14 protein-coding genes are annotated in these 26,145 nt (G+C 35.0%); 2 read left to right on the plus strand and 12 right to left on the minus strand.

The window, feature by feature from the left end; translation table 11 throughout:
- Window positions 1-12 precede the first annotated feature (12 nt).
- From GWR14_RS01880 to GWR14_RS01900, 5 genes are all read right to left on the minus strand, one after another.
- Window positions 13-1,995, minus strand: coding sequence for a RagB/SusD family nutrient uptake outer membrane protein (locus GWR14_RS01880; protein ID WP_163407250.1), 1,983 nt, complete (start codon window positions 1,993-1,995; stop codon window positions 13-15).
- A gap of 13 nt (window positions 1,996-2,008) precedes the next feature.
- Window positions 2,009-5,341, minus strand: coding sequence for a SusC/RagA family TonB-linked outer membrane protein (locus GWR14_RS01885; protein ID WP_163407251.1), 3,333 nt, complete (start codon window positions 5,339-5,341; stop codon window positions 2,009-2,011).
- 393 nt (window positions 5,342-5,734) lie between these two features.
- A complete protein-coding gene (locus GWR14_RS01890) occupies window positions 5,735-6,883 on the minus strand; it encodes a glycoside hydrolase family 88/105 protein (RefSeq protein ID WP_163407252.1) in 1,149 nt (382 codons plus the stop codon).
- 128 nt (window positions 6,884-7,011) lie between these two features.
- Window positions 7,012-7,686 carry a hypothetical protein gene (locus GWR14_RS01895; protein ID WP_163407253.1) on the minus strand — a complete coding sequence of 225 codons (675 nt, stop codon included), beginning with the start codon at window positions 7,684-7,686 and terminating at the stop codon, window positions 7,012-7,014.
- A 42-nt stretch (window positions 7,687-7,728) separates the two neighbouring features.
- A complete protein-coding gene (locus tag GWR14_RS01900) occupies window positions 7,729-8,973 on the minus strand; it encodes a DUF2264 domain-containing protein (protein ID WP_163407254.1) in 1,245 nt (414 codons plus the stop codon).
- Between the two features lie 134 nt (window positions 8,974-9,107).
- Here GWR14_RS01900 and GWR14_RS24005 point away from each other — a divergent pair, with 134 nt between their 5' ends.
- The gene (locus GWR14_RS24005; protein WP_262888204.1) at window positions 9,108-9,230 is read left to right on the plus strand and encodes a hypothetical protein; all 123 of its coding nucleotides are present in this window, start codon (window positions 9,108-9,110) and stop codon (window positions 9,228-9,230) included.
- A gap of 8 nt (window positions 9,231-9,238) precedes the next feature.
- On the opposite strand, the gene GWR14_RS01905 is transcribed toward GWR14_RS24005, so the two are convergent.
- Both GWR14_RS01905 and GWR14_RS01910 read right to left on the minus strand, forming a co-directional pair.
- On the minus strand, window positions 9,239-13,333 hold the full coding sequence (locus GWR14_RS01905; protein ID WP_163407255.1) for a hybrid sensor histidine kinase/response regulator transcription factor: 4,095 nt from the start codon (window positions 13,331-13,333) through the stop codon (window positions 9,239-9,241).
- A gap of 98 nt (window positions 13,334-13,431) precedes the next feature.
- Window positions 13,432-16,548: a glycoside hydrolase family 2 TIM barrel-domain containing protein gene (locus GWR14_RS01910; protein WP_163407256.1), complete on the minus strand. Its 3,117-nt coding sequence runs from the start codon at window positions 16,546-16,548 to the stop codon at window positions 13,432-13,434.
- A 419-nt stretch (window positions 16,549-16,967) separates the two neighbouring features.
- Between GWR14_RS01910 and GWR14_RS01915 the strand changes: the two genes are divergently transcribed.
- On the plus strand, window positions 16,968-18,434 hold the full coding sequence (locus GWR14_RS01915; protein WP_163407257.1) for a glycoside hydrolase family 130 protein: 1,467 nt from the start codon (window positions 16,968-16,970) through the stop codon (window positions 18,432-18,434).
- A 307-nt stretch (window positions 18,435-18,741) separates the two neighbouring features.
- Here GWR14_RS01915 and GWR14_RS01920 read toward each other — a convergent pair whose 3' ends face one another.
- From GWR14_RS01920 to GWR14_RS01940, 5 genes are all read right to left on the minus strand, one after another.
- Window positions 18,742-20,727 carry an alpha-L-arabinofuranosidase C-terminal domain-containing protein gene (locus tag GWR14_RS01920; protein ID WP_163407258.1) on the minus strand — a complete coding sequence of 662 codons (1,986 nt, stop codon included), beginning with the start codon at window positions 20,725-20,727 and terminating at the stop codon, window positions 18,742-18,744.
- A gap of 82 nt (window positions 20,728-20,809) precedes the next feature.
- Window positions 20,810-22,252 (minus strand): glycoside hydrolase family 28 protein, encoded by a 1,443-nt coding sequence (locus GWR14_RS01925; RefSeq protein ID WP_163407259.1) that lies wholly within the window; start codon window positions 22,250-22,252, stop codon window positions 20,810-20,812.
- A 193-nt stretch (window positions 22,253-22,445) separates the two neighbouring features.
- Window positions 22,446-23,624: a mannonate dehydratase gene (gene uxuA / locus GWR14_RS01930; protein WP_187356520.1), complete on the minus strand. Its 1,179-nt coding sequence runs from the start codon at window positions 23,622-23,624 to the stop codon at window positions 22,446-22,448.
- A gap of 109 nt (window positions 23,625-23,733) precedes the next feature.
- Window positions 23,734-24,549, minus strand: coding sequence for an SDR family oxidoreductase (locus tag GWR14_RS01935; protein WP_163407261.1), 816 nt, complete (start codon window positions 24,547-24,549; stop codon window positions 23,734-23,736).
- 31 nt (window positions 24,550-24,580) lie between these two features.
- Entirely contained in the window at window positions 24,581-26,140 is a 1,560-nt protein-coding gene (locus GWR14_RS01940; protein ID WP_163407262.1) for a glycoside hydrolase family 28 protein, read from the minus strand.
- Window positions 26,141-26,145 lie beyond the last annotated feature (5 nt).

Consider the following 26,145-nt stretch of genomic DNA (forward strand, 5'->3'; position numbering starts at 1 on the left):
CGTGGATGAATATTAAATCTGACTTTCATCTGCAACAGCATCCTGCCATTTATCCCATACTTTAACGTTGGCATCATAACCGTCGTAACCAAAGTTCTGACTTAATTTGCCTTTAATGTTAGCCGTTATAGCACTATTTGGAATTGGCCAGTAATTGTTGCGTTTGTCCATCGTATAAAATTTAGTCCCATTTGGTACCACAATTCCGCTTGGGTATTTGTTATAAAGTGTATAATGTACAATACGCTGATACCAGTAACTGCCTCCGGCTGCATCAGTTCCGGATTGTTTGTCCCAATTGTTTAAACTGTATGTCTGACCCCATTCATCAGGTTTCCCACTGAGTGCGAGACAATGCGAAATACGTTTTAATTCTACATTTCTCCATTCTTCCAGATAAAGTTCTCTTCCTCTTTCCGCACAAATATCTCCAATAGTTACGTTAGTATACATTTGAGAAGCTCCCGCTCTGGCTCTGACAACATTGACATCCTGAGCAGCCCCGCCAACATTACCCTGATAAAAACGTGCTTCTGCTCTTAACAGATAAGTTTCAGCTAAACGATATAAATACCAATGCGCTTTACTTCCGGTACTGGCTCCCTGAAAATCAGTTGCATTTGGATTAGTTTCATTTACAACATCATGCAGATAGATTTTATACAGTGGAAAGTCAAACCATTCACGAAGAGTGTCTTTTGATAACAGAACACCATTATGTTTCATTCTAAAATTTTGCTGATAATATGCAGAAGTCTTATCGCTGTATTTAAGATCTTCCATGTTCACCCAGTTACCAACAGTATTATTATGACGCAGATCCTGCTTGTCCTCAATACCGTTAACAACCCACATAGGATGCTGTGAATAATAGGAAGCACTAATTGTAGCAATACCACGTCCTAATGCTCTTGCATAATCATATTTGGCCTGATAATTTGCATTGTTTGAGGCAAAACGGGCAGCTGCCTGTTTACCATCAGGTGTTGTTAAAGTACCAGAATTCCAGTTAGGTCCAAAAATCCTCATACAGGCAAAAGGTAAAAACGACTGTACTCCTCCGTTTGGCATAATCAATATTGCTTCCTTATTAGCAGCGATAACCTTGTTTTCAGGTCTGTGTAAATCCCAAATAACGTTTCTGGTAATTGTCCATGTTGTTGGATTTCCTCCCTGATCAAAAGTTCCAAAATTACTTTGCATTAAAGAATAACCTGACTGATTAATAAGGATATTTGCCTGCGCTTCAGCTTCTGCAAATCTTCCTGAAGCCAGATAACATTTAATCAGCAATTGACGGCATGCTCCTTTATTCACCACACCTAAATAAGGCAGTTTTGACTGTTCCGGAACCCATTCTACAGCCTTTTCCATATCTGCCGTAATCATTTCAATGATAGCTTCTTTTTTAGTAGAGTAATAACTCTGTTTTGGAACTTCCAGAATTTTAGTAATTAACGGTATATCTCCAAATTGATATACCAGATTTAGATAGCGATATGCTCTGTGAAAATAAGCCTGACCGATATATTTATTCTTAACTTCCTGAGTTAAACTGGTCACCTTATCAATGTATGTCAATATAGTATTGGCATGTTTAATACCGGTATAAGCTTCGTCCCAGTAAAACCCAAGATAAAAATCATCATTTGTTGCCGTTTTAAAACTTCCGGTAGGGACTATCGTATTAGCAAAATCAGAAATAGTACTGGTGTTATCAGTTTTTCCATATTTTGCCATATCAGAAAAAACATATTCCGTACCAATAGGCACACTATTACCGGCATTATTGTAATGAATATAATTATTACGTAATTGTTTATCAGCACTTGCTAAAACTGCCTGCAAACCAGATTCTGTTGAAAATGTAGTTTCAGGTTCGTAAAACGATAGTGGATCAGGCTCCAGAAAATCCTTTGAACAAGAAGCCAAAAGAGCAGTCATTGCTACTAAAGGTGCTAGTGTTGAGATTTTATTTTTTATATATTTTTTCATTGTTGAATAATTATTAAAGTGAAACGTTAAAACCTAAATTAAACATTCTCGTAGCCAGTCCACCTGTTTCCGGGTCTCCATAATACTTCCATTCTCCGGAAGCAGACCATGTTGCGGCGTTTTGAACTGAAGCATAAATTTTGAAATTCCTAACATGCAGGCGGTCTAAAAGATCTTTAGGAAGCGTGTAAGCCAGCGAAATATTATCTAAACGAATAAAACTACGATCGTATAATTTTTGTGTTCCGGCTCCTGCTGGTCCTCTTGCATCAAGACGTGCCCAGTCATTGGTAGGGTTATCAATTGTCCAATATGGATTTACAAACGGGTTATAATTGTTTGTATACAAACTACCATCATTGTAAGTATTCATATAGCGTCCGTCAAGTGATTTGTGCCCCATGTAGGAATACATATTGATTGCCAGGTTCCAGTTTTTATAGAATTTAAATTCATTACGAAGAGACCAGTTAATTGGAGGAGCTGTCTGTCCTAAAAATTGTTTGTCTTTTTCATTATAAACAGGTTTTCCATTTACATCATCAGCCGTGTAGCTGTTTTCAACTTTTGGATCTCCAGGACGCTGTCCGTATTTTGCAGCTTCTTCCCACTCCTCTTTTTGCCAGATTCCGATTACTTTGTAATCCCAGATTTGAGAGATTGGTCTTCCTATAAACCATCCATTGGTTTTATCATCAGACTCTTTTTTTCCAATAACATTACCATTAGCATCCTTGATATCTTCCATATTACCGTATAATGCATTAATGATATTCTTGTTGTATGAAAAGGCGGCCATAGTAGACCATTCAAAATTTGGATTTTTTATATTTATGGTATTAAGAGCTATCTCGATACCTCTGTTTTCAACTTCTCCAAGATTGGTTGCAATTGATCCAAATCCTGTAAAACCAGGTAAACGTTGAATCATTATCATGTCATGAGTAACTGATCTGTAAACATCAATTGTACTTGTAATTCGATCATTTAAAAAACCAAGATCAAGACCAATATTGGTTGCTTCTGTTTTTTCCCACTGCAAATTTGGATTTGCCATACGATCGATTCCTAAATATTTCACATCAACAATGTTTCCTGAAGCATCAATATAACCCATTGTTGCACCGGTACCAGAACTTAAGTTTGCTAAAGCTATGTAGGGATCAGAAAGCGTTCTGTTACCGTTTTTACCCCATGATAAACGTAATTTACCTGTACTCATAGGAGCCCAATTGAACCAGCTTTCTTTATTAAAAGTCCATGCAGCTGCTACAGAAGGGTAAACTCCATACGGATCTGTAGATCCAAATGCTGAATATCCATCGCGGCGTATCGTTCCTGTTACCATATATCGATCATCAAACGAATAGAAAAGTCTCGCCATTAATGCATCGGCCGTTTGATGCGTATCGTTGGATGTAAATGTACTGTTTGCAAGTGTGGCATTAGCAATATTATGAAACCCTAATGCATCTGAAGGCTGAATATTATTGGCATCAATGCGATCTGACCATGTTTTCAGTTCTTCAGCTTCCTGAACAAAAGTGGCTATAATGTGGTGTTTTTCGGCAAATGTATAATCCCATGTTAAGGTATTATTCAGATTCCATGTAAAATTTTTACCATTTTCCCTATCTACACCTATAGTAGCAGCATTCCATCCTTTATGTCCTGCTGACTGAAAATAACGATTGTAAAAAAATTGATAGCGTGGCGCCACATTAAAAGAATAACTAATTCCAAAAGGTAAACTTACCTTGGTATTGAAAATAGTATTCAATACAGTATAGCCTTTTTCAAGTTCGATAAACTGACGATCATAGTAATAGTTATATCCTCCAATTGTTGCCCCCATCGGTTGTCTTTCATATGCGCCGTTTGCATCTTTAAAGTTAGAAAACGGGCTGTTTCTTAACATATTAGCATCCCAGTAATTTGTACCTGTACCAACAGCAATATCTCCATCTGTACGATCCTGAAAATTAACGTTTGCTCCAAATTCCAGCCAGCTCGTAATTTTGGCATCCACTTTCATATTGGCACGAACTGCTTCATAATCATTACCTTGTATAGCTCCTTCTGAAGTTAAATATCCCAAAGACATATAATAATTTACTTTATCACTTGCTCCTGAAACACTTAAATTATTATCATGATTGATTCCTGTTCTAAAAGTACTGTCATACCAGTTGTGTGTTTTTCCTTCTGTAAAATTTTTCAAAAGCGTTGGGTCGGTAATTCCCAAACGCAGTCCCCATACTTCATTCAGACTCTTTCCTTGTGTTTGTCCAACAGGCTGATAAGCCAGCCATTGTGCTTCAGTAATGCCATATTGGTCTAATTGGCCTGGATTTGTATAGTATCCTGGTTTGCCGGCAGCGGTTCCTGTTATCCATGCTTCATAATTTCCGGTAGCTGTATTTTGACCATATGTCTTAGCCGTTTCCCAATCCTGACGATATTTTACATATCCTTCCGGAGAATATACATCGCGATAGGCACTTTCATTGACAATTGTTGTGTTGGTAGTAACGTTTATGACAGGCTTACCTGTTTTTCCTCTTTTTGTCGAAATAACAATAACTCCTGCAGAGGCTTTAGAACCAAATATAGCTGTTGCTGATGCATCTTTTAAAACATCAATCTGACCAACATCATCAGGATTGATTTCTGACAGTTCTCCATAAAACTGCATTCCATCTAAAATAATAAGAGGTGAATTACGATTTGCACCATCAGGATTGTAAACAGAAGTCTGGCCTCGAATCTGTAATGAGCCTCCTCCTTTTGCATCAGCTGAGTACCCCACTTTCAAACCTGGAACGCCTCGTAATAAATCCTGAACAGTCTGTGGATTTTGATTTGCCAAAGCTTCCGGCTTAACCTGAACAATCGCTCCGGTTAAATCCTTTTTCTTCATTTTACCATATCCTACGACTACAACTTCCTCTAAAGCTGCTGCATTCTCTTTTAATTGTACAACAATATTCGATTTGTTTTTTACAACTATTTCCTGGGTTATAAAACCAACAAATGAAACAACCAATACTGAATTTTCATCTCCTGCTAAACTAAATTTTCCGTCGAAATCTGTTGTAGTTCCAATTTTTGTTCCTTTTATAGAAACAGTAGCTCCCGGTAACGGAATACCATTTTGATCTTTAACCTGTCCGGTTATACTGTTTTGCTGCTGTATTTTTTCAAACTCTTTTGTACTCGCTGATGCAGCAGTATGTGCATGCATTTGAGATAAGGAAACCAATACACAAAATATTGTAAGTTTCTTTTTCAAATCAAATCCTGATGTACAATCAGGAGCTTTGATTTTCCTAATAAAATTTGTCATTTTTGGTAGTAATTTTTGGTTAATTGATTAGTTAAGTTTGTAATAGCAGGAGAATACAATTGAGAATTCTAAATTGATTTTTTAGAACCATAAATTCTATGCAACCCCATGATTTACAAGACAAATCTAATTCAACATGTATAAGTGAAAGGGGGTAATTACAGCATTATAAAAGGGGTAAATCAGCATTTTACCATTAAATACAAGTTTTTTTTATTGTCATGATAAAAAAACATGGTTAAAAATATTTTATACATAATTATTTAAAATTCAAAACGAGATTTTTCAGGGAATTAAGTAGTTAATTTTTATCATAAAAAGATTAATAATTAGCTTAAAAACAAAAAGGCTGTCAAAATAGACAGCCTCATAATAGTGTGAAATAATGATACATCATTTTACATAACGATACATTTCTGATGCTGCGAGTAGAAAAGCCCCTACTCCAAAATCAGCTGTAGAATTTTTGTCTACCACCTGCCCCGGAATTGCTTTTTCTCCAATAGGCTGCATATATCCAACTGTACCATCTTCCTGAAGTGCAAATGTTGTTAAGTAATTCCATGATTTTTGGACAACAGGCAGATAGGTTTTCTTATCTAAAATTCCGTTATTGATTCCCCATAAAAATCCGTACGTAAAAAAGGCTGTTCCGCTTGTTTCAGGTCCCGGGGCATGTTCAGGATCGAGAATACTTCTTGTCCAATAGCCTTCTTTTTGCTGAGCTGCTGCTAAAGCCTGAGCCATATCTTTAAAACGGTTAATGTATTCGCTTCTATGTTTAGCTGTTTTAGGCAAATCCTGAATAATTTTGGCATAACCGGCAAAAATCCAGCCGTCTCCCCTTGCCCAAAAGTCTTTTTTGCCGTTAGCACTTTTGTGTTTTGGATAAACATATTTGGCATCACGAAAATATAGTTTAGCTTCATTATCATACATAATTCCATCGGCATATTGCAGATAAGAATGCAGCTTTTCCAGATACATTTCGTTTCCGGTAACGTTGTATAACTTTGTCATTACCGGCATTACCATATATAAACCATCTACCCACCACCAGTAATCAATTGCTGAAGTGCTCATTTCATATTCCATCACTTCGCGGGCACGTGCAATTTTGCGTGGATCGTTTTTTCCTGTAAAATTGTATAAGTCAATATAGGTTTGAAAACAAATCTGCCAGTCTCCAAACAAAACGTGTTTGTCGGTTTCTCCATAATTGTATTTCCACTCCGATTTGTCATTTGATTTGGCTCCCATCCATTGGTTCTTCTCGGCCCAGACCATAGAATAATCCAGATACTTTTTGTTTTGGGTCACTTTGTAAGCTTCCATATTTCCGGTATGGTAGGCCGAAACATGCCAAAAAGAATTCCCAGGTTCAGGATGTGTTTCCTGCCAGTGATTGTTGACTTTATTAATAATCGAAATAACTTCTTTCTTTGATTGTTTTATCGCTGATGTCTTTTGGGCTGTGCTTTTGCAGCTTAAAAGGGAAACAGCCGCCAATGCAATAAAAAATGAGTTTTTTAAATTTATCATTATATAAAAATTTGGTTTGAAATCTGTTAGTAAAGTTTTTTCTAAACACATAGAATCATAGTTTTTGTAAACTCTAAAAAAGGCGTTTCACTTTATATAAAAAGAATCTATATTAGCCTTTAATTTTTTTAGTAATCATATCTATAGGTTGAATATTCTCCTTTTTGAATAATTGTTTTATAGTCTCTATCGAATTTTTCTTCAAGCTCAGATTTAATTTTTTCCGCCTTGTAGTTATAATGTTTCTTATTTAAAAAACCGACTGTTCGTATTGTAGGATGTTCAAGAATTGGTTTTAAATTCCCATCCAAAATGTTCGTATTTACAAAACGGAAATCTATAAGATTGGGAAAATCACTTAAAAAATTAAGGTTTTCAATCGATGCACAGGAATTTAAACACAAGACTTTAAGTTTTTTTAACTTCGAAAGTTCGTCAGTAAATTTAAATTTTTTAGATTGGTTGATATGTAAAAACTCTAAACTGTTACTAGTCTGTCCCAAGCCTTTATCATCTTCAAGCTTTGTACAATAATGCAGTTCAAGTCTTCTGAGATTATTGAATTTTTCAAGCCCTGTTAAGTTTCTAATATTAGCCAAATTTAATTCAAGATATAAAAGTTTGTCGTTTTTTGATAAATTATCAAATGAGTTTAGCTTCTCTTTTAAATGCCATATAATTGCGTATTCAGAGTTTTCAAAAATCTTATTTGCTGTTTGAATAGAATTTTCTTTAAAATTCTTATGAAAAATTTTGTTCTGCTCTAATTGTTCAAGCCATATTGTGTTATATCTCCAATCCATTTTCTGTCTTATCTTTTATTGTTTCAATTCGCATTATAACGATTATTTTTCAGCATGGTCAATTGGAATCTGCTGACCAGACCATATTTTCTTTTGTGTCCACGGCTCATAAGCATCCCTCCAAAACGAATCTGTTTCCGGTAAGCCCAAAACTAAAAAGGCTTCGGAACACAAATATAAACTTCCTGTTGAGATATAACCTTCACCAATGTTATTCTGATGACCGTATAAACCTACCTGAAGCCAGCCTTTTTTATCAAAAGTACCTTTTGCATTTATCTGGTTGTGAATCATAGTATAGAGAGCCGACCGAACCTGTGCGGGAGCAACTTCTTTTGGCAATTCTTTCCAGAGCGCAATTTGAGATAATAACTGAAAAGCACCAAAACGATACGCTAATGATCTGCCAATGGGCGGATAAGTGCCATCTGGAGAGATAAATCTTTCCTGAATAGCTGCATAACGTCTTGCTCTTTTTAATTCGGTATGATAATCGGTTTTGTAGTCGTTGTTTTTCTCTTTCAATACAGTTAAAATATCCAGTTGCATAGGATGAATTACAAAACTGTTGTAATAATCCCAGTGAAAATCAGGCCCATCACCGTATGTTCCGTCGCCCAGATACCATTTTTTGTGTTCTGATAAAGCATAATTCAACCGGTTATTATCCGGGTCTTTATCGAATTTAATTATGGCAGCTTCTATCATTCCGGCAAAAAGCAGCCAGTTGCTATGATAAGGTTCAATTGCTCTGGTTGATTTTAAAGCTTTAATAACATTCTCTTTTGTAACAGGGTCCAGCGGTTCCCAAAGTTGCTTTGGTGCACGAAGCAAGGCTTGGGCAAAAAAAGCCGCATCAACAAGAGGTTGTCTGTCTTTTACAAAATTCATAAAATCTGCCGCGTTGGGATCTGTAGCATTGTGAATGGATTTCTGAGCCAAATCAATATATTTTGCTCTCAGTTTTCCTTCAGGAGTTTCATCCGGGCCTAATTCCAGCCACGGAGCCATTCCGGAAAGTGTTCTTCCAAAAGCTTCCAAATAGGTTACATTAGTTCTTTCATCCCAGGCACCTGGAGATTTTTCTACGGGCATTAATACTTTTAATTGATTTTTACTTAATGCATCCAATACGGGATCTCCTATTTTGATTAAAGAAGCGACGAAAAATTCACGCACTTTTTTAGGTGAATCTTTTTCAAGCTTTTTTGATTGTGACTGAATTGTATTAATCTCTGTTAAATATATAAATGCTAATAAAACAGCGTTTCTAAAATATTTACTCATAACTCGTTTGATATAATTAATTTCTTAACACATAGAAATTATAGTTTTGTATTCTTAAAAAAGGCGTTTCACTTATTCAAAAACACAGAGTTGCTATATGTAAAGAATATTTTTTTTATTTATTAAAATTTCTTTTGCTCCTTCTGAATAACATTGTCATCCTGAGCGGTGTCGAAGGCTTTTTAACCGTAAAAGCTTTAAGGGCTTCGACTTTAGTTCATCCTGAAGGAAGCCGAATGGACTCAGCCAGACAGTAGTTTTCAATTCACGTTGATTTCCAGAAACTTTCATTCAAAATATATTTATTATCCTTTACATTTTGATACTTCTTCTTAAACTCCGAAGGATTTAAATTATAAAATTGCTGAAAGTGTTTCCTGAAATATTTAATATCACCAAAACCGGCAATTGAAGCCGCTTCACTGATCTGCAAATCTGTAGTAATTAATAATGTTGCTACTTTTCGCAATCGTACATTTCGGGTAAACTCAGAAACCGATTTTCCTGTGATTTTTTTGATTTTTTTATACACCAAAGAATAACTCATTCCTAAATGTTCAGATAAATCATTTACATTAAAATTCTCTACATCCAGATTCGCATCAATAATATCTACGATTTTATCAATCAGCTTTTTATCCTCATCAGATAACTTTAAACTGGCTGATTTTTTGGTTACCGAATTAAGCATATAATTCTGTTCACTGTCACGTCTGGCAAATATTCCGCTGATTCGGGCCAATAAATAATCGTTATCAAATGGTTTTGTAATATAATCATCAGCTCCTACTTCTGCACCTTTTAATTTTACATCTTCAGAAGTTCCTCCTGTAAGCAGTATGACCGGAATATGCTTTAATTCTTCATCGGTTTTAATGTGTTTGCAAAAAGCGACTCCGTTCATTTCTCCCATCACGACATCAGAAATAATCAGGTCCGGCATTATTTTTTTAATTATGGCTAACGCTGCTTCTGCATTTTCAGCTACCGTAACATGATACTTTGGCGTTAATATCCGCTTTAAATAATTCCTGATCTGAACATTATCATCTACCACCAGAATACTTTTTGCATCCTTAACCAAATCATGAACATTCTCAGGCTCTTCAACAGTTTGCAGAACATTTTCCTGTACTGCAGTATCTTCTAAAACTTCTTCTAAAAACAAGGTTCTGTCACTCAAATCTTCACGAATTTCAACATCTCCAAAGTGTTCTTTTCCGAGTAATAATCTAATTTCAAAAACAGATCCTCCATTTTCATTATCACGACAGCTTACTTTTCCGTGGTGCTGTGTAATAAACTGCTTTACGAGATAAAGACCAATTCCGAATCCTTTTCGGTTATTCCGTATGTTTTGATTAGACTGATAAAACAGGTTGAAAATTTTGTCTTTATCAGTATCCGAAACTCCTTCTCCATTATCGATAACATTGATAATTACCTCATTTTCTGAACAACGTAAATTAACCGTTACAGCTCCGTTTTCTTTTTCTGTAAATTTTAAAGCATTCGAAATCAAATTAAAAAGCGCCATTTCAATTTTTTCCCGATCTACATAAACCATTACTTTTTCTTCTGAAATACTAAAACTGTAATCGATTTTTTTGGTTTTGGCATGCTGCACAAAACAGCTAAAAACCTCTTTACATAATTCTACAATATCAATCAGACCAATTTTGAGTTTTCCGGTTTCAGTTTCGGTTTTTCTAAAAAGAAGCAGTTGGTCAACCAGACTCAGTAACCTTCTCGAATTGCTGTACACCATTTCTATAGCCGCTGGATCTATCTGCTGATCTGTACCATAAATTATTTCCTTTAATGGATTGATAATCATAGTTAAAGGCGACCTGAATTCATGTGAAATATTAGTAAAAAATGTTAATTTCTTTTCATTCAGTTCTTTTTCCTGTTTTGCTAAATCTTGTGAAAGCCTTACCTCATATTTCAGTTTTTCCTGTTGGCGCTGGTATTTATCGACTACATAAATAATCAATCCAACGAAGAGAAAATAGACAAAATAGGCGAAGCCGCTTCTGTACCAAGGCGGTAAGATGGTAACAGGTAATGAAATAGATTTTGTATTCCATATTCCCTCTGCATTGGTAGATTTAATTTTAAGCACATAATCGCCTTCTGTTATTCTGGAATAATTTGCATTGCGGATATTGTCCACATAATGCCATTGCGAATCCCAGCCTTCTAAAAAATAAGCATAGGATATTTTTTCAGGCAGACTATATTCTAATGCGGCAAATTCGATATTGAGCATCGATTCATCATACGGTAATTTTAATTTATCAATTCCGAAAACAGACAAACCCTCTTGATCGTAAACCTTATTATTTACTTTTATCGAAGTCATAATCAGCTTTGGGAAATCATGAAACTGATTCGTTATTTTGGTATTGATGATATTAAAACCTTTAATTCCGCCAAATACAATTTCGCCCGTAGAAAGTTTCAGGGCAGCATTGTAATTAAACTGATTGCTTTGAAGTCCGTCAGCATCATGATAACTGGTTATTTTTCCGTTAGATACATTGTATACAAATATTCCGTTATAGGTACTGCACCAATAATTCCCCTGATTATCCTGAACAATATTTAATACGGAGTTATTGGGAAGTTTATTTCTCTGAGTCAAAAAACTGCTTTTAAAAGTCTGCGGATTCAAAAGCATCAAACCGCCTCCTTCTGTACCCACAAGCATTTTTGTATCAGAATGCGAAACAATAGAACGTACCGGATATTTTACATCAATCTCTTTTCGTTTCATTGTTTTAAGATTGAGCTGATACAATTTCGAAAAATTTCCGATCCAAAGGTTACCGTTTTTATCTTCTGTCATCGAAATGATTCCTCTGATTTTGGCATCCACAAAATCAAAGTGATCCGTTGTTTCATTATAACGATATAACCCTTCTTCATCCGGAGAAGCGGCCCATAAAACGTTATTTTTGCTTCGAAAAAGTACCCAGATATTCTTTTGATTTCCATTTAGTTTTGGATTAAAAAGACTGTATTTTTTAAAGCTTCGGGTTTGGGAATTAAACCGACAAACTCCTCCACCGTAAGTCCCGAACCAGGTTCCTTTAGTGTCTTTTACAATGGCTGAAACGAAATTATTTGATAACGAATTGGGATTGTTTGCATCATAGGAATAATTTGTAAACGTATTATTCTTTCTGTTCCATAAACTTACACCGCCTCCGTCTGTTCCTATCCACAGATTTTCATTGTCCTGTTCGGATAACGAAAGAATAAAATCACTTGGCAGTGTATTTTTTATCTTTTCGTTTTTTGAAATTGTCGTAAAAGGGCTTTTTCTTTCTTCAATTGTATTAACACCTCCGCGCAAAGTTCCAATCCAAACGCGGTTTTGATTATCTGAAAACAGAGAAGAAATAGCGTTACTGTTAAGCTTTTCTTCATTCAGGTCTGAACTTAGCGGAGAAAAACTGTCGGAAGTATAATTGTATTTTACAATACCGTTCCCGTTTGTAGCGATCCACAATTCTTTTGCTTCTGGTTTACACATCAAATCTGAAACAGGATACTGAATTTCCTGATTCTTATAAAAATGATGCGTTTTATTTAAAACATTATATTTCAACAACCCTTCTTCTGCTCCAAGCCAGATATTTGAAAACTTATCATATAAAATACAGCCGCTTCCTAAAACAACCGGAAAAACTACTGAAAGTTTTCTGGCTGAAATATCCATAGTTGCAAGCCCAACACCGGCAACAGAACACCACAATTTACCAGATTTATCAAAATCGATTTCCTGAACATGATAGTCCCACAGTAATTTTCCCTTGACATAAAGTGGAATCTGAATAATTTTCTCTTCATTTCCTGCGTAATAAAGCAAACCCTTACCTGCTGTCGCTATATACATTTTTGATTTAAAATCCCTGATTTGATTGACTACAAAATCAATCACTTCATTTTTGGAAGTTTTCGCATCTGTATAACTCTTTGTTGTAAACTTGTTTCTTAAATAATCATAAACACTAATCCCCCCTTTTGTACCAATCCAAATTTCATTCTGAGTTCCGCAAATACTAACAATTCTGTTGTTAACTAACGAATTGGCGTCATTGGGTTCGTTTCTGAAACTCAGAAAATTATAACCGTCATACCTGCTGATTCCGTCATATGTTCCAAACCACATCAAACCCCGTTTATCTTTATAAACAGAAGTCACAGCGTTATTGGCAAGACCATTTTGGATTCCGATATAACCAATATCATATTTTTCCTGTCCGTATTTTGGAATTGAAGTTTTTACAGCCTGAGGCTTAGCCGTAACGCAAACTAAAAACATTAAAAATAAAAGGGCTTTATTTCTCAAAATATTAGGTATTTAAGGCTAAATATAACTTAAATCAGAAAAACCTATGAACAACTCATAGGCTTTCTTTCTACACAAACATAAACAAAAACGTCAAATTATTTGATTAATGAAATTATATAAGAATAACTGTATTGTTTGTCCAATAAACGGTACGGATCATGAGGCAAACGCCCCCAGCTGTCATCACCGCCAAGACCTCTTTGTTTATAATCCACATGCAGATAAACTGCTTCTTTTGAATCTAAATCCAAATCTGAAGGATGGCGCTGAGCCTTCGTTTTACCAGGATCTAAATCCTCTGTTGAAATATTCAGTGCACTAAAACCAAGAGTTTGTAATCCGTCAATTTTTACGCCCTGTCCTTTATTGTTTTTTAAAGTCAGCCAGCGAACATCTGTCTTGTAACCACCTTCCTGAGGGCGAATGTAATTACTTGTGTACTGATTGATCACTTTATCTGAATATTCACCAACAAACGAAGCCGAATTTCTATCGGAGTAATTTTCCCATGGTCCTCTTCCGTAATAAGTAAGGTTATCATAAGAGCCGTTTAACTTTGAACGCATTCCGAAACGAGGCAATTCAGGCAATTCTTTTCCGCTAATATCAATAGCTGCAGTCACTTTTATCGAGCCATCGTTCTGAATCACATAATTTACTGTGTAAGGAACATCAACTCCGGCTAATTTGTAGGCTACTTTTACAAGCAAACTTTCTGAAGTATTTTTATCCAGCTGAGCACTTATAATGACTGGGTTTTTGGATGCCTCTTTCCAGATTACCAATTTATTCTGCATATCGCTTCCAAAATCATTATCTGTTGGAGCACGCCAGAAATAAGGCGTCGGAAAATTGGTAAAAATAGCATTATCGGCATTTTTTAAATTGTATTTCAGGATTTCCCCTTTTTTCAAATCAAATTCTCCTGCTACATTTTCTGTTTCAAAAGAAAGCACATTATTCTTAACTGTATGCTTCACTTTAGATGTACTTTTTGCAATACTGTTATTTTTAAAATAAGAACCTTTTCCTATTGCAAATTGTTGTCTGGCAAATTCATGACCTTTTGCCACTAAAGGCGCATCGTATTTTGAAAATGCATAAACATTTAAAAAATATTCTGAAGTTTCGTCAATCAAACCTAAATCTAAGGCTACTCTTTTCTGTTCTCCAGGAGCGGCATCTAAATCAAATTCTCCTGATTTTGTTTTTTCTCCATTTTTAATTACTTCCCATTTAAAAGCATAATCAGACAGATTGGTAAAATTAAAACGATTGACAATGGCTAATTCATTTGAGTTATTGAAATGAAAATCAATGTTTTGATATACTTTTTTAATTTCATACAAAGCCGATTTTGGAGTTCTGTTTGAAAATATAACACCATCTGCACAGCCATTTTCGTCATTTTGAAGTTTCTCAGCTCCTAAATCACCGCCGTAAGCCCAAAATGTTTTGCCTTCTGCATTTTTGGTTTTGATACCCTGATCCACCCAGTCCCAGATAAAACCACCCTGCATATGCTTACTGCTATTGATAATATCCCAGTATTCCTGAAAATTTCCGCCACTGTTTCCCATTGCGTGAGCATACTCACACATAATGTACGGACGTTTTTTATCAGCTGCTGCATAACTTTTCATGCTTTTAATTCCTGGATACATTGGACATACAATATCTGTATTTTTATTTTCTCCAGCCTGTTCAAACTGAACCGGACGAGTTGAATCGACTTGTTTTAACCAGTCATAAGCGTCGTAGAAAACAGGACCGTTCCCGCATTCATTTCCTAATGACCAAATAATGATTGAAGGATGATTTTTGTCAGCTGCAAACATTCTTTTAATACGATCCAAATGTGCCGGTGCCCATTCAGGTAAATAAGCAGGATGTTTTTTCTGATCGAACCAGTTTTGCCATTCGGCACCCATAGCGTGTGATTCGATATTGGCTTCATCCACAACATAAAAACCATATTCATCACATAATTCATATAAATGCGGATCATGCGGATAATGACTCATCCTAATTGCATTAATATTGAATTCTTTCATTAACTTAAGATCTTTCAATGAAGTTTTTTCATTTGGGACATGCCCTGTTTCGTCATCATGTTCATGAATATTTACTCCTTTAACCAAAACTGCTTTTCCGTTGACCAACAATTGAGCGTTTTTGATTTCTACTTTTCTAAAACCTGTTCTTTTAGAAACAATTTCGAGCGTTTTTCCTTTATTGTCTAATAATGTAATTTTGTATCGGTACAGATTTGGCGTTTCTGCATTCCATTGTTTTACATTTTCAATTGTACCTGTAAAGCTGATTTTTTCTTCTTTGGCGTTTACCTTTTTACTTTCAGAATAAACTGTTTTTCCTTCTTTATCAAACAATTCTACTTTAACAGACGGATTTTTAATCGTATTCTTTTCGAAATGTTTTAGAGTAACATCCAGATTGAAAATTCCGTTTTTGTATTGATTGTCCAAATCACTTTTTACAAAATAATCCCAAACTGTAGTTTTTGGCATTGCCTGCAAATACACATCACGTTCGATACCGCTTAACCTCCAGAAATCCTGATCTTCCAGATAGCTTCCGTCATGCCAGCGAAATACCTGAACCGCAATTAAGTTTTCTCCTTTTGTCAGAAAAGAAGTAATATTAAATTCTGCCGGAGTTTTGGATGCTTTGGTCATACCGACTTCTTTTCCGTTCAGAAATACTCTGGCATAGCCTGAAATAGAACCAAAATGCAATATAATTTCTTTGTCTTTCCAGGAATCAGCTACCTCAAAAGTACGTCTGTAAGTAGCCACCGGATTATAATCGCCATTTATAAAAGGAGGATTTTTAGGAAAAGGATATGTAATATTCGTATAAATAGGGATATCGTAACCCTGTAATTCCCAGTTCGAAGGTACCTGAATATTTTTCCACCCGGTATCATTCAGCATAGTTGTGAAAAAATCTGTTGGTCTTTGAGACGGATTTTGAACAATATTGAATTTCCAGTTTCCGTTCAAACTCTGATACAATTCTGATTTTTGAAGATTATTACCTTTTAATTCGACTTCATTACTGTATAAAAGGAAGGAACTCCTGCCCGCTTCTTTCCCCCTGTCAAGTATCCGGGGATTTTCCCATTCATTATTTTGGGCGTAATTATTTTGCAGGCTCAAAAACAAAGCAAGTGCTAATACAATTTTTTTCATTTAATTATTTTTACAAAATCAGGTTAAGATGTAGTACTCCGCAATTTTATTTCAGATTCACTTTATAATTATTATCAGAAAAGAAATTAAAGACAAACTGAATCAGAAATAAAGAACTTGTTACAAATTTAGATAACGACACATAAGCCAGGAGGGGCTTTACAACAAAATAGAAGGGGTATATCTGCATCTGCTGTATAAAAAAGAGTTAAAAATGCCCCAAAAAGGGGATTACTTCACAAAAAAATAATCGTTTTTAAAAACTTCTTTCAAGCAAAATCGATATTCTGTCCGCTTTGGATTAATTGAGGAAGCACATTCTTAATTGAGAATTTTAACAAAAAATAAAGTTTCTTTCTTGACATTTTTTGCTAACTTCAATGAAATTAAGTTTTCTTTTATTATAAAAACAATTAATTATGCGCGTATCTGTCATTCGAAAAAATATAAAGTTTACCCCAGATTCCCGAAGAGTTGTAGCAAGATATTTTATGAATGGTGATGAACGGACGCAACAAATGGTAATCCGTATAATGATGCTGGATGAAAAACAAGTGTATGATACCTTAGAACAGACACTTCGTGAATTTGCCAGGCGCCACCGAAATATTTCGGCCATTTTTTTCAGACACTGTGAAAAAATAAAGCCTCTGATTGAAGCTATGCAGATTGATTACGAAGCAATGTCCCTGAATCGAAAAATGCTGATTGGTTCTTATTGCACAATGGAATATGCTATAGAATCCGCAGCCATTTTTAATCCCTCAATCGTAGAAGATTTTGATCAGTCCGGACTTGAGACCGGTGAAAAAAGAGTCATCATTTCTTTTCGTGCAACAGGTGAAGGCCATATTTCATCTATTGTATTCAGAAGAGGAATTCTCGACAAAAACAACGATTTACAGATAATGAAAATTGGGAATCAGATTGATAAAGCAGATATTGATCATAAAAGTTTATTCAATAAAAAACGCTTTTTGACCAAATTGTCTGAGATGCATACTCAGGACAAATACATTGACCAGATTATGCAGGGGCTTCCGGATGAATTTGAGTTTGTTGTCCTTAAAAATATTGTGAATACAGCTTTAAACGATCCTTCAATGAAGCAAGAACGAAGAACTGCTCTTGAAGAAATCATCTGGCTGGCCAATTCATTTTATGATTTACAATTCAGCCATGATGCTGATATTACAGAAAGGGTTATTTTTCCAATATCTGATTCTGAAAGCCGTGGAATAGAAGATGCCCGTTTTGTACGTTTTGTTGATGATGATGATTCTGTAACTGTTATGGCAACTTATACAGCTTATAATGGTCATGCGATATTACCTAAGCTTATTTCTACAGAAGATTTTTATAGTTTTAGGGTAATGCCATTGCATGGAGATGGTGCACAAAATAAAAATCTGGCTTTATTTCCACGAAAAATAAAAGGAAAATACGCTATGCTTTCCCGAATTGATGGTGTAAACAATTACATCATGTTTTCTGAAAGAGCAACACAGTGGAATAATCCAATTCTCCTTCAGGAGCCAAGATATACCTGGGAACTGACACAAATAGGAAATTGCGGTTCTCCTCTTTGGACTGAAGATGGCTGGCTTGTAATCACTCACGGTGTTGGTACAATGAGACGCTATTGTATTGGAGCATCATTATTTGATCTTGATGATCCGTCTAAAGAAATAGGCAGACTTACTGAGCCTTTACTTGCCCCGTTAGAAGATGAGCGTGAAGGCTATGTTCCGAATGTTGTATATTCCTGCGGAGCAATTATTCATAACAACAGTCTAATATTGCCTTATGCTGTATCGGATTATTCATCTACGTATGCTGTAGTGGATATGGTCGAATTATTAGATGCTTTAAAAAAAAGTAAATAACGAATTAAAATGATTTTATAAAATTAGTCCCATTTCGTTGAAGTGGGATTTTTTATTTGATAAATTTTATTTTTACCCTAAAAAGCTGCTAAACTTTAAATAAGCTGATTTAAGAACGCTTTTTTATAAAACGAGGACTTAGTACCATTTTTTCAAAAAAATCTTTTTAACTAAAGATATTTAAGTGATTTTTAATAAAAATATTTTATCATTATTATTTAATTGATAATAAAAATTGATTTATATGATTTTAAAACAAAAGCCTCCAATATCAAATGATTTTGGAGGCTTTGAATATTTAAATCTTTTATTTACTCTTTAATTTCAAAACGGTTACCGAATAAGCTTGCAACTTTAGGGATGCTTTTTCACCTTTCAAGCTATAAGTACTTTCTTTTGGACTTATTTTATTAGGAGCGGCAAAGGTGTTTTCGTCTTGTAAATTTGGACTTGCAAGTGTAATTATAGTTCCTTTAGAAGAAAATTTTCCTCCCTTTAAATCAACTGTAATTTCTTGTGGCGTTGCGGCTGTATTTACCAGTTTTATAATTACTTCTTTTGTATTTACATCTTTTGTAGCAGATGCATACAAATCATTTTGCCCTGTTAAAGGCTTTCCTTCTTTGGTAATATTCAGTAAATCGGTTCCTTTATTGGTAGAAAATAATTTTTGAACATAATAATTAGCAGAGCCATAAGATTGTAAATTATTAAACCAGATCATATCAGGTGTCCATTGCCATGCATCTTCATGAGCCATTAACGGAGCGTACGATGTCATATTTACTACTTCTGCGTTTCTCTCTAATCCGGTCATGAATGCTGCTTCAGAAAAAGCACACTCCCAATTGTTTCTGTTATTTGGATTTGCACCTGAAACACTTTGCGCAGCATATTCACCTGCAAATATTTTTGGACCTTTTCGGTCATAATTATCATAACGGGAAGCATTTTCTCTAAACCATTGCGGACTTTTATAATAATGTTCATCTATCAGTTCTGCATTGAGCTTTTTAAGTTCTGCCATTGCGAAGTCAAAATGTTCACCATCCGGTGATGGCCCGCTTCCTGAAACAATTATGATGTTTGGATATTTTGCCTTTATTGCTTTTTCAAAAACTTTATATCGTTCAATATAATCAGGTCCCCATTGCTCATTTCCAACACCAATGTATTTCAGATTAAATGGTTTTGTATGTCCCATGTCGGAACGAATTAATCCCCAGGTAGTTTCTTCTGAACCATTGGCAAATTCAATTAAATCTAAAGCATCCTGAATATAAGGATCTAACTCTTCTATAGGAGCCAATTCACCTGTATTGTACTGACATGCCATTCCACAGCTCAAAATAGGTAACGGAGTTGCACCAATATCTTCTGAAAGCTGGAAATACTCGTAAAAACCAAGTCCGAAACTTTGAAAATAATCTGGAGTCTGTTTATGATTGAATTCCACATTCCAGCGGTTCATCATTGTTCTTCTGTCTTCAACATCTCCCACCGATTTTTTCCACTGATAACGATCTGACAAAGTTCTTCCTTCTACTATACAACCGCCAGGGAAACGCAAAAATCCCGGTTTTATATCATACAAAAGCTGTACAAGATCTTTTCTTAAACCGTTTTTTCTGTTTTTCCAGGTATCTTCAGGAAACAATGAAATCATGTCCAAATCAATTGTACCTGTTCCTTCAAAAGTTATTTTTAGTTTCGCTTTTGCTTCAGTTTGAATAGCTGTAAATTGTGCAGTATAACTCTCCCATTCATTTGATGTAGGAACAATACTCGTTTCGCCAATTACTTTTTTATCTTTATCAATTAACTGAACAATTATTTTTTTAATGGCTCCGTTATGATTAGCAGCTTTTAGAGAAAAATTGTATTTGGCATCTTTTTTAACCCCCATTCCTCTAAAACCTTCGTTTATTATAGCATATCCTTTGTCGTCATTGATAAGGATACGGCAAAAGTTTGGATTGGTTTCGTTTTCTAATACTTTAATAGGAGTCGCAACACCGGAATTCATATTCATTGAAGACCTTTTGGTATTCGGCTGTTCCCATCCCATCAAGGGTTTTTCAAATTCAAAAGATCTGTTTTTAATCATTTCGGCATACAATCCGCCATCTGCAGCAAAATTGATATCTTCAAAAAACAAACCGAACATGGTAGGCTGAATCTTTGTAACGGTTTTAGCAACATCAACTTCTAAAATTGTTTTTTGGGCATGTATAGAAATACCATTGAAAAGTAAACCGCCAATGATTATCTTGGTAATAATATTATTTTTCATTTTTTATGATGGTTGATAATTTAGTGTTGCTAATTTATTTAAAGTTTATTTTAAAAAGCTGATTTTGCAACAATAATTTGAATTATTGTTTTTTCACCGCTTCATATTTCTGTGGAAAAGCTGATTCACCATCTAAATTATTCACTTTTAAAACATCAACATTTTTACTCTCGACAGCATATTTAAAATAATCCGGTCTGTTTTTTCCCCAGTTTACAGAACAATTTTGAACTTTTATATTTTCAGCTGTATCCAAATAGAAACCTGAGGTACTGCCTTTCACAAAACCATCCATTTTTGACGGACGGCGATCGTAAATTCCTCCGGAAAAATTAGATGTTTTATCAATAAAAACATTCACACCTTCAAAAACGATGTTTTTTATTTTGTCCTTCGTTTCTCCACTAACATAAACTCCATTCTCACCAAAACACTGAATGTTCGTAAAATAAATATTACTGATTGCCCCTACTTTTCCTTCTGTAGCACCTTTTGGAAAACGCCAGTTAGCATCTTTGTGGTTTCCGTTTGCGCGACTGTAAGCTGTTACATAAATAGGTTCTGCTTTTCCCCACCAGGTATCAGTCGTTAGCTGACCTTCGATAATCATATTCGAGAAAATAACATCGCTCACAGTCCCTTCATCCCTATTCTGAATTCCAACGCCTCTATTACTTTTTTTGATGATGCAATTATTGAAAACCACTTGTCTGATAGCATCCATATTTTCTGAACCGATTTTGATTGCGCAACTGCTGCTGGTCATAGTACAATTTGTAACCGTAATATTTTCGCAGGCACCAAATTCTTCAAATTCTCTTCTGTTTTTCAGGCAAATGCAGTCATCACCACTTTCGATATAACAATCACTGATGCGAACATTTTTAGAATGATCCAAATCGATACCATCGCTATTTCGAACTTTTAAACTGTTCAATAAGGTAATTCCACTAATAACTACATCATTGCAGCCTACCAGATGAACCGTCCAATAAGCTGAATTTCCGATATGAACATCTTTTATTCTAATATTTTTTCCTCCAATAATTGTCAAAACATGAGGACGCGGATCTAATACATTAAAAGGTTTCAATATATAAGCATCATCTTCTTCAGCTCCCATAAAAGAGATTCCGTTTCCATCGATTTTACCGCTTCCGCTAATGCTAAAATTTTCTATATTCTTCCCTCCAATCCAGATGGTACCTTCTCCTTTATTTTCACGAAAAGCACTTTCTGTGTATAATTTTTCATCAGGACTTGCCAAAATTTTAGCTCCTGCCTCAATATGCAAATCTACATTCGATTTTACATTAAAAGGTCCTGTCAAAAATGTAAAAGGTGCCGGAATTAATACCTGACCTCCCGTTTTGCTACAGGCATCAATAGCTTTTTGGATTGCAACGGCATCATTCGTCTTGCCATCTCCTTTGGCTCCATATTTTTTCACATCATACACTTTTTGCGCTACGGCAGTCAATGAAATACAAAAAATGATTGCGGTAATTATAGATTTCTTTATCATCTGTTTTTATTTTTAAAGCTTAAATAGAATCCATTCAAAATATAATTTTAAACACATAGGAACAAACTATCCGAAATACTTAAAAGTCGTTTCACTCATTTTAAATACACATGAGCTATGTGTCCGATTGGTCATTAAATCTTTCTTTTTAAAAGGAGAAAGACTATGCTTCTATGTGTTTAAAATTTATTTTTTAATTCATCGAACGAATTATCCCTTCTTCCAACCCCCGTAATTCAGCCAGTCCTCTTAATCTTCCGATTGCAGAATAGCCCGGATTTGTTTTTTTATGTAAATCATCCAGCATCTGATGTCCGTGATCGGGTCTCATCGGAATTCTGGAATCAGTTCTTCCTTCTGCAGATCTTCGTTTTTGCTCAGTCAATATTTCTTTAACAACGGCAAACATATCTACATTTCCTTCTAAATGATTGGCTTCGTAAAAATTTCCCGATTCATCTCTTTGCGTACTTCTTAAATGAATAAAATGCACTCTGTCAGCAAATTTCCTGAACATTTGTTCTAAATTGTTTTTCTGAATTACACCAAGTGAACCGGTACAAAATGTGATTCCGTTATTTCTGCTTGGGACTTCTTTTGATAAATAATCAAAGTCTGCTTCTGTACTTACCACTCTGGGTAATCCTAATATCTGGTAAGGCGGATCATCCGGATGAATACACATTAAAACCTTATTTTCCTCAGCAACAGGAATAATCTGTTTTAAGAAAGAAACCAAATGTTCTTTTAACTTTACAGCATCAATACCTGCATAAGTGTCTAAAGTTTTTTGAAACTGCTCCAACGTATAACCTTCTTCTGCACCCGGCAGACCGGCAATTATATTTTTGATCAGTTTTGTTTTGTCATCATCAGACAGTTTATCTAAATATTCTTTGGCTTTATTTTTCTGTAATTCAGAATAATCATTTTCTGCATTTGGTCTTTTTAGCAGATAAAGATCAAATGCAGCGAAAGCGGCCGTATCAAAACGCAGTGCTTTGGAGCCATCTTCTACTTCAAAAGCCAGATCAGTTCTTGTCCAGTCCAAAACCGGCATAAAATTATAACACACAATCGAGATACCACAGCTTGCCAGATTTCGAATGCTCTGTTTGTAATTTTCGATATAAACTTTATAATTACCTATTTGCGTTTTGATGCTTTCATGAACCGGAACTGACTCTACCACAGACCAGATTAATCCACTGTTTTCAATTTCGTTTTTTCTTTTAACGATTTCATCAACAGTCCAGACTTCTCCATTCGGAATATGATGCAGTGCCGTCACAATCCCGACAGCGCCTGTTTGTTTTATATCTTGCAATGTAACCGGATCATTCGGTCCGAACCATCTCCAGGTTTGTGTCATTTTCATATAGCAATATTTTTTTAAAATTTATTCTGAGTTGAATTAAAGCCTTTTTGATAAACAAGGACTTCGACTCCGCTCAGTCTGACAATCTGTATGTGATTATGTTTTAAACTCCGCTAAAAGCAGAAAATCCTCCGTCTAAAGTTACTTTTGATCCTGTAACAAATTTAGAAGCATCACTTAACAGCCAAATTAAAGCTCCGATCAGTTCATCCGGATTTCCAAAACGGCTAAAAGGCGTATTTTGGATAATTAGATTTCCTCTTTCGGTAAGGCTTCCGTCTTCGTTTGTTAAAAGTTTTCTGTTTTGTTCTGTCAGGAAAAAACCAGGAACAATAGAATTCATTCGTATTTTGTCACCAAATCTATTGGCAAGTTCAACCGAAAACCATCTTGTGTATGAATCAATAGCCGATTTTGCCAGACTATAGCCTAATACTCTTGTCAAAGCATGTTCTGATGAAACGGATGAAATGTTTACTACACTGCCGCTTCCGGTATTTTTGATGGCTTCACCAAAAACCTGTGTTGGTAATATGGTTCCGAACAGATTTAGATTCATGACTTGCTGCAATGCCTCAATATTTAATTGAAAAACATCTTGTCCCGGCTGCACAACAGCATCAGGCATGTTTCCGCCGGCTGCATTTACCAATCCGTCTATTTTTCCGTATTTCGAAAGTAATGTTTCACGGGCTTTTATAAGATCCTGTTCATTGGTAACATCCGCAATTAAGGCAATTGCTTGTCCTCCATTCTTTATAATCACATCAGCTCTTTCATTTGCTACTTTCTCATTTCGGCCTAATACACCTACGATTCCACCTGCCTGGGCAATTCCGTTGATAAAAGCTTCACCTAATATTCCGGTGGCCCCGGTTACTACTATTACTTTTCTTTGTAATGAAAAAACGTTATTCATTTCTATAATTTATAAGTCAGTTTTTAAATAATTAATGAGCCGGTAATACAAATGTATTTTGTTTTGGTTCGCTCTTTCTTTTCAAAGTTTCTGCATCAAGGTTAGCTGAGGAAACATCTTTAAAAATAACCTGATTTGTTTTATCTGATGGAACATCAATATTTTCCATATATAATTCTTTTACATCATCAAAAACAAAAGCCGGACGAAAATCTTCTTTTTCAAGAGCCAGCCTGATGTTCTTCATTTGAATTCCGTTTGCATGTCGAACATAAAAGCCCCATGAAGGTAATTCGCCAAACATTGTAAATTCAGGATATCCTTTTATATTTTCTAAAACATCTTTTAATCGGGTCAAAGGCAGATAAGCCATTCCTTTGGAAGCCCTTCCAGGATAAGTAATTTCAATGTTTTCCAAAGTCACGTTTTCAATAGAATATCCGGGAATTCCGACAATAGAAGCTGGGAAAGGATTATGAAAATAATCTACTTCCGGTCCTCTTAAATCATAATCAATATCCGGACGTCCGAAAGGAATTTGAGCTTTTACGTTTTTAATAGAAACATTTTTGATGTAACCCGGTTTCTCTCCATTTCTGTGCCCTAACCTAATTAAGATTGCATTTCCTGTATTGACAGCCGTTATATTCGATACTTTAATATTTTCTATTTCTGCACCATCGACAGATTCAATCGCAATAGCCGACCTGAAAGTATCAAAAACTTCAATATTTTCTATGGTAACATTTTTAAAACTTCCATAGGAACCTGTACCAAACTTAACTGCACTGGCACTTGATCTGATGATACAATTGGCGATATAAATGTTATTATTTTGTAATCCTGGAGAATCTGATTTTAAACAAATACCATCATCAGCTGAGTTTACATTACAATTGGTCACACTAACATTTTCACATCCATTAATATCTATTCCGTCATTGTTCCAATAAGCTCTGCTTTCTACATTTATATGATCAACAACAATATTAGAGCATTTTTCAAAGCACTGAACCCAGCCAGAACTGTTTTTCAGCGTAATATCTGTGATTTTAATCGAATCGCATTTTACAAAAGAAACTAATTTTCCTCTTCCATCTCCTGGACGCAGCCTTCTGTAATTATATTCTGAATCAATTCGTACTCCGGTATGGTGCAGACTATCAACGGCCAAAGCTAATTCTCTTCCTCGTCCATCGATAATTCCTTTTCCGGTAATCGAAATATTTTTCGAAGCATAAGCCAAAACTAACGCTCTTATTCCTTCATATTTTGGATAATCGTTAACATCTGTACTTCCCAACAAAACAGCTCCTTCTTCAAAAAATAGTTCTACTCCGCTTTTTAAAATAATACTTCCGGATAGAAATTTTCCCTTAGAAAAAACAACTCTTCCTCCTTTATTTTTATTAGCTGCATCAATTGCTTTTTGAATCGCTTTTGTATTTACTGTTTTACCATCTGCAACAGCGCCAAAAGAAGTAATCAAATAATCTTTCTTTTTACCAGCATAACTTTCTGTATTAAAACTAAACAGGAAAAGAAAAAGTAAAATGACAAAACTGCTTTTTAGAATTCTTTTATTATTCATTATAT

The organism is Flavobacterium ajazii, assembly GCF_010614725.1.
Taxonomy (GTDB): Bacteria; Bacteroidota; Bacteroidia; order Flavobacteriales; family Flavobacteriaceae; genus Flavobacterium; species Flavobacterium ajazii.